Here is a 16,129-nt window from a genome sequence, read left to right as displayed (position 1 = left end):
ACACGCACGGCGGACCGAGCCCCTCGCCGCCCGCACGCGGGCGAGCCTTCACAGAAGATCGCCCGCAGCAACGGACGCCTCCCCGCCCGACGTCGCCCCCGTCACCGCCACACCTCCCCGCACGCCTTCCGGCGAACCCTGCGCAGGCGAGCGTAGGGGGCGCCGGATGGTGAGAACGGCCAGTGCGGCCAGCAGGTGGGTGACCGCGTTGACGGCGAAGGGCAGGGTCCGCCCGACGGCGAACAACCAGCCCCCCGACGGCCGGCCCGGCGAGCGCCGCCGCCTGTGCCCGCGCCTCGTTACGGGCGAGCGCGGACGACACCTGTGAGGATGCTCGATGTGTCGCAGCGCCCCGCGCTCGGCGAACCGGAACAGTTCCAGGCCGACGCTGTCAACGACGGCCACCACGATGATGAGCCAGACCGGGGCGGCCCCGACAGCCACCGCAACCCGCCAGGGCGACCATGGCGAGGGCCCGTCCAGCCTCGCTGGCCGCCATGGCCCGGCGGCGGTCGGCCCAGCCCCGGCTGGCAGCCGTGCCGCCAGGCCCGCCGCGTACGCCAGGAAGCCGAGGACTCCGACGAGCGCGGTCGTGCCGTGGATTTCCAGGATCAGCAGGGGATAGGCGAGCAGCGCGATCTCGTTGCCAAGGTGGGCCACGCTCTGGCCGAGCCAGAGGATTTGGAAGTCGCGGTTGCGGCGCAGCGGGATCGGGGCCGATTCCCCTCCAGGCTCCGGGGTCCAGCCCTCCACCACGGTCGCGACAGCGCTCATGACATGACCCCCACCTCAGCCCAGCCCGTTCCGGGCAGCGGTGGCGGCTCCAAAGCGCTCCGGACGCACCGGCCTCGGCCGGCAGCAGCGGGTGGGCGGCGAGCGTCCCGTCCCGGCGGACGCTGGAGGCGTGCGGGCCGGCCCTGATGCTCGTGGTGAGGGTCTGCGTGGCGACGGCGACCGGACCGAGCGGTCAGCAGCCGAAGTCGATGTCCGAAGCCTCGTCGGTCTGCGGCGTCTCGACCACGATCTCCTCGAAGGTCTCCATGAGTTTCACCTTCTTCAGCCGTCTCGGGTTCTGCGAATCCGGCGACCGTTCCGGCCCTTTTCCTCCGGCCGAATCCAGCCCTCGAATAACGCACGAACAAGACGCTAGGGGCTCGATCGCATGGAAAAGTCAGCCTCTGTGGCGAAGTAGCGGTACTCCGGTCCGCCTCGCGCGTGTACTCCGAAGGATGTACGCCCTGAACAGGCACATCCCCTCGAACCCAAGTGGCGCACCCCGACCGAGGAGTACAACGAAGACTCGTCTGGCCGGGCGTCGCGCCACGACGCACCATTGGCGCCAACAGGCACATGAGTCAGCCGAGTCAGTGGCGGTAGAACCGAACCAATGGAGACCGGGAGCACCTGCAGGACTCCCAAGGACCTTGGAGATCGAAAAGAGGGTCTCGGAATGATCCGAAACCCTCTCTCACATGCTCGTGCGAAGTGGGCCTACCTGGACTTGAACCAGGGACCTCTTCCTTATCAGGGAAGCGCTCTAACCGAGCTGAGCTATAGGCCCGCACTTGCCGCCGTCCTTGCGGCGCAACGAGAGATTACCCCATCCGAAGGGGCAACCGGTAATCGGTTTCGCAGGACGGCGGGCTGTGCCTACTCGGCTTCCTTCAAGGTCACCTCGACGCCGCCGACGAGGTCTGCGGCGAGGTTGTAGATGACCGCGCCGACCGTGGAGAGAGCCGTGATGAGCAATACGTTCAGGGCGCCGACCAGGACGGTGTAGCCGAAGATGCGCGCGAACGAGAACCAGCTGCCCGCGTCCAGGCCGCCACCGTTCTTGCTCGGGTCGCGGGTGAGCTCGTCGATGGTGCCGCTGATCGAGTCGAAGACGCCGAGGCCGGACAGGATCATGTACAGGACGACGACCGCGACCAGCAGGACGACGAAGCAGACCAGCGACATCACGAAGCTGAACTTCATCACCGACCACGGCTCAAGGCGCGCGAGCTGCAGCTGGGCCTTCCGTGCGGACTTGGCGCCGGCGGGCTTGGCCCCGGCGGCCGGGTTGGCCGAGGTCTGCGCGGGACGGTCTTTGAGGGCCGTGCCCGCGAAGCCCGGGCTGGCCGAGGCCGCGCTGGCACCGCCCGTACCGGAACCGGACCCGCTGCGGCCGAACGGCTTGTCGCGGCCACCGCCCGTCTCGGGTGAACGGCTCCAGGCGGAACCGCTCTCGGCCGGTGTGTCCCTGACCGGCGGGATCACCGGAGACGCACTGGGCTTGCCGGGAAGGTCGCTTGGCTCGCCGGGGCCGCCGGGCTTGGCCGGGCTGCCAGGCTTAGCGGCGCTGCTCGCGCTACCCGTCCCAGCAGCGCTGCCTGAGGCCGAAGCACTGCTGGGGGTCGAGGCGCTGCTCGGCTTACCAGCACCGCTGGCGCTGCTCGGCTTGCCGGGACCATCGGAGGTGCTGGACTTGCCGGAGGCGGCGGGCTTGGGCAGATCGACATCGATGTCGATCGCGGCGTCGACGCGCGTCTGGTCAAGGTCCTTCGGCGTGGAGTCCGCAGGCTTGGCCTCGGCGGACTTGCCGTCCGCAGGCTTGGCCTTGCTGCCCAGATCGGGCGTGGTCTCGTCCACGGCGGGCTTCACCGGCGTGATCTCCACGGTCGCCTCGTCCCGACCGGGCTTCGCGGCCGGGACGGTCTTCTTGGCGCCCGCAGAGGAACCGGACGAGCCCGAGCTCGAACCGGAACCCTTGCCAGTGCCGCCGGAGCGGCCCTTGCCTTTACCGGGCTGGGTGCTCACGTGTCCTCCTGGCCTACCCGATTGGTGGCGGGTGTGAGGTCACTCACCTTCAGTCCCCTCACCCACCTCAGCGTTTGCGTCATCCATGGACTCTACGATGCCCCCGGAGTCGTCCGGCGAGTCCACGTTGTCCGGCTCGTCCATGGACTCTACGTTCCTCGCGATGGCGACCACACTGTCGCCCTGCGCGAGGTTCATAAGCCGAACCCCCATGGTCTGGCGGCTGGACTGCTTGATCTCGGCCGCGCTCGTACGGATGACGCCGCCGTTGGACGTCATCGCGAAGACCTCGTCGTCGAGGCCGACCATCAGCGCCCCTACCAACCTGCCGCGAGTTTGCACGATCTTAGCGGTGAGGACTCCCTTACCCCCACGACCCTGCAACGGATATTGGTCCACGGGAGTTCGCTTGGCATATCCGCCTTCGGTGGCCACCAGGACATCCTGGGCCCCGGCCTGGATGACGAGCATGTTGAGGACCTCCTGGTCCTCGTCGAAGCGCATGCCGATCACACCGCTGGTGGCGCGGCCCATCGGCCGCAGGGAGTCGTCGTCCGCCCGGAAGCGGATCGCCTGGGCGCCCGTGGAGACCATCAGCAGGTCGTCCTCCGGGCAGACCAGCCGCGCGGCGATGACCTCGTCGTCCTCGGCCAGGTTGATGGCGATGATGCCGCCGCTGCGCGGCGAGTCGAAGTCGGTCAGGGACGTCTTCTTGACCTTCCCCTGCTTGGTGGCCAGCACGAGGTACGGCGCGACGTCGTAGTCACGCAGATCCATGACCTGGGCGATGTGCTCGTCCGGCTGGAACGCCAGCAGGTTGGCGACGTGCTGGCCGCGCGAGTCGCGGTTGGCCTCGGGCAGCTCGTACGCCTTGGCGCGGTAGACACGGCCCTTGTTGGTGAAGAACAGAATCCAGTGGTGCGTCGTGGTGACGAAGAACTGGTCGACGATGTCGTCCTGCTTGAGCTGCGCGCCCCGGACACCCTTGCCGCCGCGCCGCTGCGCCCGGTAGAGGTCGGTCTTGGTGCGCTTGGCGTAGCCGCCGCGGGTGATCGTGACGACGACGTCCTCTTCGGCGATGAGGTCCTCGTACGAGACGTCCCCGTCGAACGGGATGATCTCGGTGCGCCGCTCGTCGCCGAACTTCTCGACGATCGGGCGGAGCTCGTCGGCGATGATCTGCCGCTGCCGCTCCGGCGAGGCGAGGATGTCGTTGTAGTCGTCGATCTCCGCCATGAGCTTGTCGTACTCGTCGATGATCGCCTGACGTTCCAGGGCGGCGAGCTTGCGCAGCTGCATGTCGAGGATCGCCTGCGCCTGGATCTCGTCGATCTCCAGGAGCTGCATCAGGCCGCTCTGCGCCTGCGACGCGGACGGCGAACGCCGGATGAGGGCGATGACCTCGTCGATGCGGTCGAGGGCCTTGAGCAGCGCGCGCAGGATGTGGGCGCGTTCCTCGGCCTTGCGCAGCAGGAATCGGGTCCGGCGGACGATGACGTCGACCTGGTGCGCCACCCAGTGGCGGACGAACTGGTCCAGGCGCAGCGTACGCGGCACGCCGTCGACCAGCGCGAGCATGTTCGCGCCGAAGGTCTCCTGGAGCTGGGTGTGCTTGTAGAGGTTGTTGAGGACGACCTTGGCGACCGCGTCCCGCTTGAGCACGATGACCAGGCGCTGGCCGGTACGGCCGGACGTCTCGTCCCGGACGTCGGCGATCCCGTCGATCTTGCCTTCCTTGACCAGGTCGGCGATCTTGAGCGCGAGGTTGTCCGGGTTGACCTGGTAGGGCAGCTCGGTGACGACGAGGCAGGTACGGTTCTGGATCTCCTCGACCTCGACGACCGCGCGCATCGTGATCGAGCCGCGGCCGGTCCGGTAGGCCTCCTCGATGCCCTTCCGGCCGACGATCAGACCGGCGGTCGGGAAGTCCGGGCCCTTGACCCGTGCGATCAGCGCCTCGAGGAGCTCCTCGTCGCTGGCGCCGTAGTTGTCCAGGAACCAGTTGACGCCGTCGGCCACCTCGCGCAGGTTGTGCGGCGGGATGTTGGTGGCCATGCCGACCGCGATGCCGGCCGAGCCGTTGACCAGCAGGTTCGGGTACCGCGACGGCATGACGTCGGGCTCTTGCGAGCGGCCGTCGTAGTTGGGCGAGAAGTCGACGGTCTCCTTGTCGATGTCGCGCAGCAGCTCCATCGCCAGGGGCGCCATGCGGCACTCGGTGTACCGCATGGCCGCGGCCGGGTCGTTGCCGCGCGAGCCGAAGTTGCCGTTGCCGTCGACCAGCGGGTAACGCATCGACCAGGGCTGCGCCAGCCGCACCAGCGCGTCATAGATCGCCGAGTCGCCGTGCGGGTGGTAGTTACCCATGACGTCACCGACGACGCGGGCGCACTTGAAGTAGCCGCGGTCGGGGCGGTAGCCGCCGTCGTACATCGCGTACAGAACGCGGCGGTGCACCGGTTTGAGGCCGTCACGAACCTCGGGCAGGGCACGCGACACGATGACCGACATCGCATAGTCGAGATAACTCGCCTGCATCGAGCTCTGGATGTCGACCGGCTCGATGCGCCCGCCGCTCTGGCCCCCGCCTTCGGTGGTCACTTCCGTCACCTGAAAGACCTCTTCTGAATAGTGGAACTACGACTGCTGCCTGCCGAAGGCCTCTGCTCCGGGACCGCACCCTGACCGGCACTTCCCGTCCCGCACCCGCGCGACGCGATGCCCGCGTCCCTCTCGCCCAACGCCCCGCGACCGCCGAGTGCGACGCCACCGCCGAACGCGACGCCACGGCCAGACACGACGCCACGGCAGGACGCGACGCCAGAAGCAGCGCCGCCGCCAGAGGCAGCGCTCCTGCCGGACACGACGCCGCCGGACACAACGTCACCTCCGGAGGTGACGCCACGGCTGAACGGAGCGCCGCCAACCAGACCGGAAACACCGACCAGACTGGAGGCGCCAACCGGACAGTGGGTGCGACGCGGGTCGGAGACGCCGGGCGGGTGCAAGGCGTGGGAGCTAGGGGCGGCGGCCGGGCCGCGGAGGAAGCCTCGGCTCATCAGATGTCCAGGAAGCGAACGTCCTTGGCGTTCCGCTGGATGAACTCGCGGCGCGGCTCGACCTCTTCGCCCATGAGGACGCTGAACAGCTCGTCCGCCTGGGCCGCGTCGTCGAGCTGCACCTGGAGCAGGACCCGGTTGTCGGGGTCCATCGTGGTGTCCCACAGCTCGTTGGCGTTCATCTCGCCCAGACCCTTGAACCGCTGGACCTGGTCGCGGGGACGGGGGTCGCGCCTGCCGGCGGCGATCCCGGCCTCGACCAGCGCGTCCCGCTCCCGGTCGGAGTAGGCGTAGTCGGCGTCCTGCCCGCGCGCGTCCCACTTGATCTTGTAGAGCGGCGGCTGGGACAGGTAGACGTGGCCGGCCTCGATCAGGGGCTTCATGAAGCGGAACAGCAGCGTCAGCAGCAGCGTGTTGATGTGGTGGCCGTCGATGTCGGCGTCCGACATCAGGATGATCTTGTGATAGCGCAGCTTGGCGATGTCGAACTCATCGTGCACGCCCGTGCCGAGCGCGGTGATGATCGCCTGCACCTCGTTGTTCTTGAGGATCTTGTCGATCCGCGCCTTCTCGACGTTCAGGATCTTGCCCCGGATCGGCAGGATCGCCTGGAAGTGCGGGTTGCGGCCGCCCTTGGCCGAGCCGCCCGCCGAGTCACCCTCGACGATGTAGAGCTCGGACTCGGACGGGTCGGTCGACTGGCAGTCCGACAGCTTGCCGGGCAGCGACGTCGACTCCAGCAGGCTCTTGCGCCGCGTCAGATCACGCGCGGCACGCGCGGCGATGCGGGCCCGCGCCGCCTGCGAGGCCTTGTTGATGATCTCCTTGGCCTCGCCGGGGTTCTCCTCGAACCAGTCGCGCAGGTGCTCGTTGACCGCCTTCTGCACGAACGACTTGGCCTCGGTGTTACCGAGCTTGGTCTTGGTCTGGCCCTCGAACTGCGGGTCGGCCAGCTTGATCGAGATGATCGCGGTGAGCCCCTCGCGGACGTCCTCGCCGGTGAGGTTGTCGTCCTTGTCACGCAGCAGGCTCTTGTCGCGGGCGTACCGGTTGACGATCGTGGTCAGCGCCGCCCGGAAGCCCTCCTCGTGCGTGCCGCCCTCCGCCGTGTTGATCGTGTTGGCGAACGTGTGGACGGACTCGGCGTACGAGGAGTTCCACTGCATCGCGATCTCGACCGACATGCCGTCGGTGTCGTCGCCGAAGTAGATCACCGACTGGTGGGCGGCGTCCTTCTTGCTGTTGATGTAGCGGACGAAGTCCTCGATGCCACCCTCGTAGTGGTAGCGGACCTCACGGGGCTCACCGTTGATGTGGTCCGGCCGCTCGTCCTTCAGCGTGATCGCCAGACCGCGGTTGAGGAACGCCATCTCCTGCATTCGGCGCGAGAGGGTCTCGAAACTGAAGTCGAGCGTCTCGAAGATGTCGCTGTCAGGCCAGAACGTGATCTGGGTGCCGGTCTCGTCGGTCGGCTCGCCCTTGGCCAGCGCCGCCTCGGGCCCCATCCAGGTGTACGACTGGCGCCAGTAGTGGCCGTCAGTCTTGATCTCGGCCTCAAGCCTCTTGGAGAGCGCGTTCACCACCGCGGAGCCGACACCGTGGAGACCGCCGGAGACCGCGTACGCCTTGCCGTCGAACTTGCCTCCCGCGTGCAGCGTGGTGAGGACCAACTCGACAGCCGGGCGCTTTTCCACAGGGTGTTCGCCCACGGGAATGCCTCGGCCGTTGTCGCGCACCCGTACGCCGCCGTCTGCGAGCAACGTCACATGGATGTCGTCGGCATAACCGGCGAGCGCCTCGTCGACGGAGTTGTCGACGATCTCGTAGACGAGGTGGTGGAGGCCACGCTCCCCGGTCGATCCGATGTACATGCCCGGGCGCTTACGCACCGCCTCGAGACCTTCAAGGACAGTGATCGAACTAGCGTCGTACGCCAAAGGAGATCCTCCTGCCGGGGAAGCGCACCGCCACCCGCGTACCGTGAAAAGCACGCGGTGTGCCCCGTAACACACGTAAGGGCGCCCTCTGCTCCGGTCTGTCGATCAGAGACTTCGGGCGACCCAAGGCGGCGCAGCATCCTGAACCCGATTTCATTCTACCGGGTCATGGACGGAAAAGTGGCACTCGCGGGCTCTGTATGAGCGTGTGGCGGGCGAGTGGGCGAGGAGATACATCCCCCCATTGCCCCTGGGGGCTCTACGGGCCTACGGGGCGCTCGAAGCGAAACCGCCCCTTGATCGCCCCGAACAGATGGACCTTGCCTGCGCAGCGGGCCGCAACGACCCCCCCAAGCAGCACGCGACCCCCCGCAGCGCGGCGCAGTGACCCCGCAGCGGGCGCGGTAGCTCCCATAGCGGCGCGCCGTGAGCCCGACAGCAGGACGCCGTGACACCCACTGCGTGGCGCTGTGACCCCCACAGCGGGACACCGTGACCCCCACAGCGGGCGCGGCGCTCCCCATAGCGGGACGCGGCGACCCCACAGCCGCGCGCAGTGACCCCCACAGCGGGTGCGGCGGTCCCCACAACGGGGACAGCGACCTCCGCAGCGGCACGCCCTGACACTCACAGCAGGTGCGGTGGTCCCCACAGTGGGCCATCGTGACACTCACAATGGGGCGCGGCGCCCCCCGCAGCGGCACGCTGTGACACTCACAGTGAGGCGCCGTGACACTCACAGCGGGCGCGGCGGTCCCCACAGCTGCGCGCAGTGACTCCCACAGCGGGACGTGGCGACCCCACAGTGACCGCCACAGCGGGGTGCGGCGACCCCACACAGGGGCGCCGTGATCCGCGCGGCGGGTGCGGCGACGCCTACGGCGCGGCGTCCCCGTAGGGGTGCGGTGACCCTTGCAGGGGGCGCGGTGTGTCCAGATCCGGTTAGCGGACGCGCCAGGCGCCGGTGCGGCGGGGGCCAGCGGGGCCTACGACCTTGACTCGGCGGACGGTGTTGTGGCCGAGCTCTTCGTTCAGGCGCTTGACCAGGGTGGAGGAGAGCAGGCGGAGCTGGGTGGCCCAGGTGGTGGAGTCGGCGGCGACCGTGAGCTCGCCGTCCTCGAACTTCTCTGGGCGGGTGTGCTCGGCCAGCTCGGGGCCCACGATGCCGGGCCAGTTGCCGAAGACTCCGCCTACGGCGGCGCGTTGTTCCCAGCCTCGGGCGGACATCAGCTCGCGGATGGCTGAGCCGAAGGGCTTGGGGTCGCCGCCGCGGCCGGGCTGCGGCACGCGCGGGGCCCGCGGGCCCTTGCGCCTGCCCTGGCCCGGCACCGAGCCGCGTTTGGCGGCGTCGGCGCGTGCCTGGGCGAGGGCTTCGCGGGCCAGCTCAATCCCCGACTTGGCCGGCGCCTCACCGGAATTCAGCGGGCCGGAGTCCGGCAGCGCGGAAGAGTTGTGCACATCCTGTGGATCAGTCACGGGTCACCTGGCCGTCGGAGACGGAGAACGAGGCGCCGGTCAGTTCGGCGGGGACGTCGGCCGGGACGGCCGCGGTGATGAGGACTTGTTCGGCGGGGGCGACCATCTCAGCCAGCCGGCTGCGGCGCCCGGAGTCCAGCTCGGCGAAGACGTCGTCGAGGATGAGCACAGGGTCGTCGCCGTCGTCCCTGAGCAGGTCGAACGCGGCCAGGCGCAGCCCCAGGGCGAACGACCATGACTCCCCGTGGCTCGCGTAGCCACGGGCGGGCAGGTCACCCAGGCGCAGAACGAGCTCGTCACGGTGCGGCCCGACCAGGCTGACGCCTCGTTCGAGCTCTTGTTTGCGCGCCTCGGCCACACCTGCCAAGAGGGCTTCGGCCAGCTGTGCACGGTCTGTGGACAACTCCGCGTCACCCAGTGAGCTCTTGTAGGTCAGGTCGGCTGCGCCACTGCTCGGTGCGAGCGCCGCGTACGCCTTGGCCACCAGGGGACGGAGCGCCGCCACCAGCTCCAGCCGCGCGGCGAGAAGCTCCGAGCCCGTACGGGCGAGATGTGAATCCCAGACCTCGAGGGTGGCGATGATCTCGGGACCGGGGGAGCGGCGGTGGGCGGCCGCGGATTTCAACAGGGCGTTGCGCTGCTTGAGGACGCGGTCATAGTCCGAACGGACGGCCGCGAAGCGCGGGGCACGCGTGGTCAGCAGCTCGTCCATGAAGCGGCGGCGTTCACCTGGATCGCCCTTCACAAGCGCGAGGTCCTCGGGGGCGAAGAGGACCGTCCGCAGCATCCCCAGGATCTCCCGCGGCCTGGGGACGGGCGAACGGTTGAGCCGCGCCCGGTTGGCCTTTCCCGGATTGATCTCCAGCTCGATCAGTGCCCTGCGGTCGTCCTTGACGACCCCGGCGCGCACGATCGCACGCGGCGCACCCTGCCTGACCAGCGGCGCGTCGGTGGCCGAGCGGTGGCTGCCGTGCGTCGCGACGTAGCCGACGGCCTCGACGAGATTGGTCTTGCCATGCCCGTTCGGGCCCACGAACGCGGTGACTCCCGGTTCGAGCGCGACCTCGGCGGTGGCGTACGAACGGAAGTCCTGGAGCGAAAGGTGGGCGACGTGCACGGGACACGAGCGTAGAGCCTTCCGGCGGCCGCCTGCGCCCCTCAACTCGGCAGAGCCTGAACGTGCCTGGTCAGAGCTTGGGCTCGCCCCGTCAGAGCCCGGCGCGCCTGGTCGCAGTCCGGCGCGCCTGGTCGCAGCCTGGCGTGGCCGGTCACAGTCCGGTGTGGCCGGTCAGAGGTTGGGCGGCTCCACGTCGGCGCCGGGAGAGTCGGCGCCCTTGGCCGATTCGACCGCGTGCCCGCCGAACTGGTTGCGCAGCGCCGCGACGACCTTCATCGCGGGCGAGTCCTGCTGGCGGGAGGCGAAGCGCGCGTAGAGCGAGGCGGTGATCGCGGGGAGCGGGACCGCGTGATCCACAGCGGCCTGAACGGTCCAGCGGCCCTCGCCGGAGTCGTTGGCGTATCCACGGAGGCCTTCAAGCTGTGGATCCTCGGCCAGCGAGCGGTTCATGAGGTCCAGCAGCCAGGAACGGATGACCGTGCCCTCCTGCCAGCTGCGGAACGTCTCCGGCACGTTGGTCACGATGTCGCTGGCCTCGATCAGCTCGTAGCCCTCGCCGAAGGCCTGCATCATCGCGTACTCGATGCCGTTGTGGACCATCTTGACGAAGTGGCCGGCGCCGATCGTCCCGGCGTGCACGAAGCCGAACTCGCCCTCGGGCTTCAGGGTCTCGAAGATCGGCATGAGCCGCTTCACGTTGGCCTCGTCGCCGCCGACCATGAGGGCGTAGCCGTTCTGCAGGCCCCAGACACCACCGCTGACGCCGCAGTCAACGAAGTTGATGTCCTTGGCCGCGAGCTCTTCGCCGTGCTTCTGGTCGTCCACATAGTGTGAATTGCCGCCGTCGATCACGACGTCCCCGGGCTGGAGGAGCTTCCCCAGCTGGTCGATGGTGTCCTGGGTCGGCTTGCCCGCGGGGACCATCACCCAGACCGCTCTCGGCGGGGACAGCCGCTCGACCAGCTCTTCCAGCGAGCTCACGTCACTGATCTCGGGGTTCCGGTCGTACCCCACGATCGTGTGGCCGCCGCGGCGCAGACGTTCGGCCATGTTGCCGCCCATCTTGCCGAGGCCGATCATCCCGAGCTCCATGCTCACTCCACTCCCCTGTGCATAACTCTGCCTAGTCGTGCCCGAAAGCCTGCCTGCCACAAGCCTGCCTGCCGCGCGCACGCGTCCCTGCGAACGCATGCCGCATACCTGACGTAAGTCCGCGTACCCGCACAGACAGCCCCCAGACCTATCGGCCTGCGACCTGTCCACAGCCTGAGGATTCTGAGTTGCCCTGAGACTCCAAGGACGCAAGGTCGCAAGGACACGAGCCCCGAGAACGTTCAGCTCGAGTCCGCTGGCCGTAATTCCCGAATCCCGACCCACGTCCAGGTCCGAGTCCGCTGGTCCTGCGGATGCACCACCCGTTCGCCGGCCATGGACATCGATCTCCTGGCGCGCCGACCGCAAGTTGCCCACGAGCAGCTCGCCAACGGACCGCCAGTCCCTGGCCGACGCCGGCGAATGCCGGGCGAGCGGCGGCCGACCCGCGAGCCCGCCGAGTCAGTCCGCCAGCCGCCGACCCGATCTGTGCACGGATCGGCGGCCTGTGGTTACCCACAGGCTGTTGATCTGTACGGCGATCCGCCTCGACTTCAGGTGTGTCCCCAGGACAAATCCCCTACCCGGACAGGCGCACCGGCATGATCAGGTAACGGTAGTTGGGGTTCACGCCCTCTTCCGGCGGCTTGCCGGTGAGAACGGCGGGCTTGGTCGGCGTGGTGAACGAGAGCCGCGCGATGTCGGACCCGATGTTGGAGAGACCGTCCAGCAGGAAGCCCGGGTTGAAGGCGATGTCGATGTCGTCGCCCTCCAGCGTCGCCTCCAGGGCCTCGACGGCTTGGGCCTCGTCGCCGGTCCCGGCCTCCAGGACGACCTCTCCCTGGCTGAACGAGAGCCGTACAGGGGTGTTCCGCTCGGCGACCAGGGAGACGCGCTTGACGGCCTCGATGAACGGGGCGGTCTGGATCTCGGCGAGACCCGCGTACTCGCTGGGCAGCAACGACCGGTACTTGACGAAGTCGCCGTCCAGCAGCCGCGACGTCGTACGGCGGCCGCCGCCCTCGAAGCCGATCATGCCCTCACCGGTGCCGCCCGTGCCGCCGAGGGCGATCGAGACCTCAGCGCCGGCGGTGAGCGACTTGGCGGTGTCGGCGAGGGTCTTGGCGGGCACCAGGGCGACCGCGGAGAAGTCCGGGCGCTCGGGCTTCCAGTGCAGCTCGCGGACGGCGAGGCGGTAGCGGTCGGTGGCGGCAAGGGTGACGGTCTCGCCCTCGATCTCCACACGTACCCCGGTGAGCATGGGGATGGTGTCGTCACGCCCGGCGGCGACGGCGACCTGGTTGACGGCGGCGGCGAACTCGTCGCTGCCCACCGACCCGGCGGCCGGCGGCATCTCCGGCAGCGTCGGGTAGTCCTCCACAGGCATGGTGAGGAGTGTGAACTTCGCGCTGCCACACCGGAGCATCACCTTCGCCCCGTCCGTGGTCACCTCCACAGGGTGGGGAGGCAGGCTGCGCGAGATCTCGGCGAGAAGGCGGCCGGAGACCAGCGCCGTTCCCGCGTCCTCCACGTCGATGTCGGTGGACACCTGCGCAGAGACCTCGTAGTCGAACGCGGACAGCTTGAGCCGGTCGCCCTCGGCGACGAGGTGCATGCCGGCCAGCACGGGCACGGGCGGCCGGACCGGAAGCGTTCGTGCCGTCCAGGCCACGGCTTCGGCCAGCGCGTCTCTGTCGATGCGGAACTTCAAGGGGACCCGCCTCCTGCAGGTTTCGGACTAAGGGTGAGGTGGAAGAGCTCAGGTGACGCACCCGGGGCGCTTGATCCCCAGGCCCTAGTTTGAGTTGAGCTTTTTCTTGAATAGATAAGAGAGGTAGTACTCGTCATAGGGGCCGTGGAAAGTGTGGACATCATGCGTTCTCCCAGGTGAGAGCCCGAATCTCTGTCCACCGCGGCTGTGCACCGGAGGTGGATCGCCGAGCGTCGCCTGAGGACGGCCAAATCGTCCCCACACGTCGTCCTCATGTCTTCCCCCGGTTGTCCACGAGTTCTCCGCAGGTTCGCACGGCCTCCCGGGGCCCGTCTGGGTCGGATGCGGCGGGCGGCGGGCTCGTCCCCAGGACGTCCCCAGGGAGTCCCCAAGCAGTCCACGGGTTCGTCCCCATGACGTGCGGCGGGTGTCCCCAACCGGTCCACACTCCATCCACGAATTGTCCTCAGGTTCTCCGCAGGTTGTCCCCCGGCTTTTCCACCGGGATCCCCAGAGTTTTCCCCAGCCTGTGGGAGTCGTTGTGCCGTACGAAGTCTTTCGCACCCGTCCTGGGGGGCGTCTGCCGCGGTCCCAGCAGGAGGAGCCGGCGGCCCGGCGGCGCCACGGGCGCGGCGGGTCAGCGTTTGCGCGCCTGATGCTTGATCCGTCCGGTCAGCTCTGTGACCTGGTTGTAGATGGCGCGACGCTCGGCCATCAGGGAACGGATCTTGCGTTCGGCGTGCATGACCGTGGTGTGGTCGCGGCCGCCGAACTGCTGCCCGATTTTGGGGAGCGACAGGTCGGTGAGCTCGCGGCAGAGGTACATCGCGATCTGCCGGGCGGTCACCAGCATGCGCGACCGCGACGGTCCACAGAGGTCCTCGATCGTCGTCCCGAAGTACTCCACAGTCTGAGCCATGATCATCGCTGCGGTGATCTCCGGCCCGGAGTCGTTGGGGATGAGGTCCTTGAGCACGATCTCGGCCAGCTTCATGTCCACCGACTGGCGGTTGAGGCTGGCGAACGCGGTCACCCGGATCAGCGCGCCCTCGAGTTCGCGGATGTTGGTCGCGATCTGCGAGGCGATGAACTCCAGCACGTCCGGCGGCGCGGCGAGACCCTCCTGCCGCGCCTTCTTCTGGAGGATCGCGATCCGGGTCTCGAGCTCGGGCGGCTGGACGTCGGTGGTCAGTCCCCACTCGAACCTGTTGCGCAGCCGATCCTCCAGCGTCACCAGTTCTTTAGGCGGCCGATCACTGGAGATCACGATCTGCTTGCTCGCGTTGTGGAGGGTGTTGAACGTGTGGAAGAACTCCTCCTGCGTCTGTTCCTTTCCCTCGAGGAACTGGATGTCGTCGACGAGGAGGATGTCCACATCCCGGTAGCGCCGGCGGAAGCCGTCGGCCTTACCGTCGCGGATCGAGTTGATGAAGTCGTTGGTGAACTCCTCGGAGCTCACGTACCTGACGCGGGCTCCGTTGAAGAGACTCTGCGCATAGTGGCCGATGGCGTGCAGCAAGTGCGTCTTGCCGAGGCCAGAGTCTCCATAGATGAACAGCGGGTTGTAGGCCTTGGCCGGCTGTTCGGCGACGGCGACGGCGGCCGCGTGCGCGAACCGGTTTGACGAGCCGATGACGAACGTCTCGAACGTGTACTTCGGATTCAGCCGCGCGTGCTCGGCCCCGCCGCCGGTCGCACCGCTGCCGCTCGCACCGGCGCCGCTCGCTCCGCCGCCCGCGGACGTTCCCTGGCCACCACTCGACATACCGCCGGAGCCGGGCATACCGCCAGGACCGCCGCGCGGCTCACCTTGGCCGGGAAGGGACGGCTCCTCGTCCCGGAGGGCCTCGTCATTGCGGTACGAGTCGTCCGGCTGGAACGCGTCCTGTTGGAAGGCGTCGGCCTGGTACGGGTCGTTCGTGAAGGGGTCGCCGCTCCCGTAGGCGTCCTCGGTCTCGCGTCTGCGGTGCCGGGGTCCACGGTGAGTTTCGCCACCATGCTGTGGTTCGCCACCGCGGTTCGGGGGTTCGGCCTGCCGGCCTGGCCGAGGTGCACCGAGGGTGCGATCGTTCAGATGGGAGGGCGAGTGCCTGCCGCCCGGCATGTTCGTGTGCGAGCCCGTCTGGTGCCCTGGGAGCTCCCCGCCGTGGCCGTACGAATCAGAACCGCTGCCACCCATGCCGGGACCGCCCCGCAGCCCGGGTTCGCCGAGTCCGTTGTGGCCTCCGGTCTGGCCGCCGCGCCCTTCCTGGCCGCCGGGACCGCCGCGCCCGTCCGAGCCGCCTGATCCTCCGGGTCCGCCACGCCGTTCCGAACTGCCAGGCCCTCCGGGTCCCCCCGGTCCCCCGGATTCGCCGGGTCCCTCGGGCCTGCCGGAGCCGCCCTGACCGCCGCCCCTCCCGCGCCCGGGGAAGCCGCCGCCTTGCTGAGATCCACGCCCGTCGAACGGAGCTGGCCCTCGATTGCCAGGGCCGCCGCCATATGCGGGCGGTCGCGGCGCGGCGGTCGGGTAACCACCGGAGTGTTCGTTGTCACGCTGAGGCCATCCACGGTCCTCGTCTTGCGGTGGATAACCACCGCTTCCCGTGGATGAGTTGTGGACAACTCCCGACTGGGACGAGCCGTATCCCTGATCCCCGTAGGGCCGTTCACCGAACTGCTCGGTGTAACCCTGGTCACCATAAGACGGCTGCTGCTCCCCGTACGCTTCCTGCTCGCCATACGGCCGCTGCTGGTCCCCGTACGAGGACTGCTCCCCGAAGGACTGGCTGCCGTAAGAACGGTCCTCGTAGGACTCTCCGTAGGACTGCTCTGTGTAGGGGCGTTCGCCATAAGAAGAAGGTGCGGCGGACTCGGGCCCGCGCGGATCGGCCTCGGTCGCCTCAGGATGAACGGTGACGGCGACACGGATCTCGCGGCCCAGCTCATGGGAAAGTGC

9 protein-coding genes and 1 tRNA gene are annotated in these 16,129 nt (G+C 68.6%); all 10 read right to left on the bottom strand.

Annotation, left to right across the window (positions count from 1 at the left end):
- Nucleotides 1-48: 48 nt before the first annotated feature.
- On the bottom strand, nucleotides 49-774 hold the full coding sequence (locus F8566_RS29200) for a hypothetical protein (protein ID WP_151565064.1): 726 nt from the start codon (nucleotides 772-774) through the stop codon (nucleotides 49-51).
- A gap of 712 nt (nucleotides 775-1,486) precedes the next feature.
- Nucleotides 1,487-1,561: transfer RNA gene (locus tag F8566_RS29195), tRNA-Ile, on the bottom strand.
- Between the two features lie 89 nt (nucleotides 1,562-1,650).
- Nucleotides 1,651-2,799 (bottom strand): DUF3566 domain-containing protein, encoded by a 1,149-nt coding sequence (locus F8566_RS52695; protein WP_318836450.1) that lies wholly within the window; start codon nucleotides 2,797-2,799, stop codon nucleotides 1,651-1,653.
- Nucleotides 2,800-2,838: 39 nt separating this feature from the next.
- Complete coding sequence (gene gyrA / locus F8566_RS29185; protein WP_151565063.1) at nucleotides 2,839-5,409, bottom strand: DNA gyrase subunit A; 2,571 nt, start codon at nucleotides 5,407-5,409, stop codon at nucleotides 2,839-2,841.
- Between the two features lie 448 nt (nucleotides 5,410-5,857).
- A complete protein-coding gene (gyrB, locus tag F8566_RS29180) occupies nucleotides 5,858-7,795 on the bottom strand; it encodes a DNA topoisomerase (ATP-hydrolyzing) subunit B (protein WP_151565062.1) in 1,938 nt (645 codons plus the stop codon).
- A gap of 942 nt (nucleotides 7,796-8,737) precedes the next feature.
- Complete coding sequence (locus F8566_RS29175) at nucleotides 8,738-9,271, bottom strand: DUF721 domain-containing protein (RefSeq protein WP_318836449.1); 534 nt, start codon at nucleotides 9,269-9,271, stop codon at nucleotides 8,738-8,740.
- Nucleotides 9,264-10,388, bottom strand: coding sequence for a DNA replication/repair protein RecF (gene recF / locus F8566_RS29170; RefSeq protein ID WP_151565061.1), 1,125 nt, complete (start codon nucleotides 10,386-10,388; stop codon nucleotides 9,264-9,266). Before recF ends, F8566_RS29175 begins: the two co-directional genes overlap by 8 nt.
- Nucleotides 10,389-10,559: 171 nt before the next feature.
- A complete protein-coding gene (gnd, locus tag F8566_RS29165; protein ID WP_151565060.1) occupies nucleotides 10,560-11,480 on the bottom strand; it encodes a phosphogluconate dehydrogenase (NAD(+)-dependent, decarboxylating) in 921 nt (306 codons plus the stop codon).
- Nucleotides 11,481-12,060: 580 nt separating this feature from the next.
- Nucleotides 12,061-13,191 carry a DNA polymerase III subunit beta gene (gene dnaN / locus F8566_RS29160; protein WP_151565059.1) on the bottom strand — a complete coding sequence of 377 codons (1,131 nt, stop codon included), beginning with the start codon at nucleotides 13,189-13,191 and terminating at the stop codon, nucleotides 12,061-12,063.
- 637 nt (nucleotides 13,192-13,828) lie between these two features.
- Complete coding sequence (dnaA, locus tag F8566_RS51570; protein ID WP_404800363.1) at nucleotides 13,829-16,102, bottom strand: chromosomal replication initiator protein DnaA; 2,274 nt, start codon at nucleotides 16,100-16,102, stop codon at nucleotides 13,829-13,831.
- Nucleotides 16,103-16,129 lie beyond the last annotated feature (27 nt).

Origin of the sequence: Actinomadura rudentiformis, assembly GCF_008923185.1 — a bacterium.
GTDB lineage: Bacteria > Actinomycetota > Actinomycetes > Streptosporangiales > Streptosporangiaceae > Spirillospora > Spirillospora rudentiformis.
This window is presented reverse-complemented; position numbering and strand designations above follow the sequence as displayed.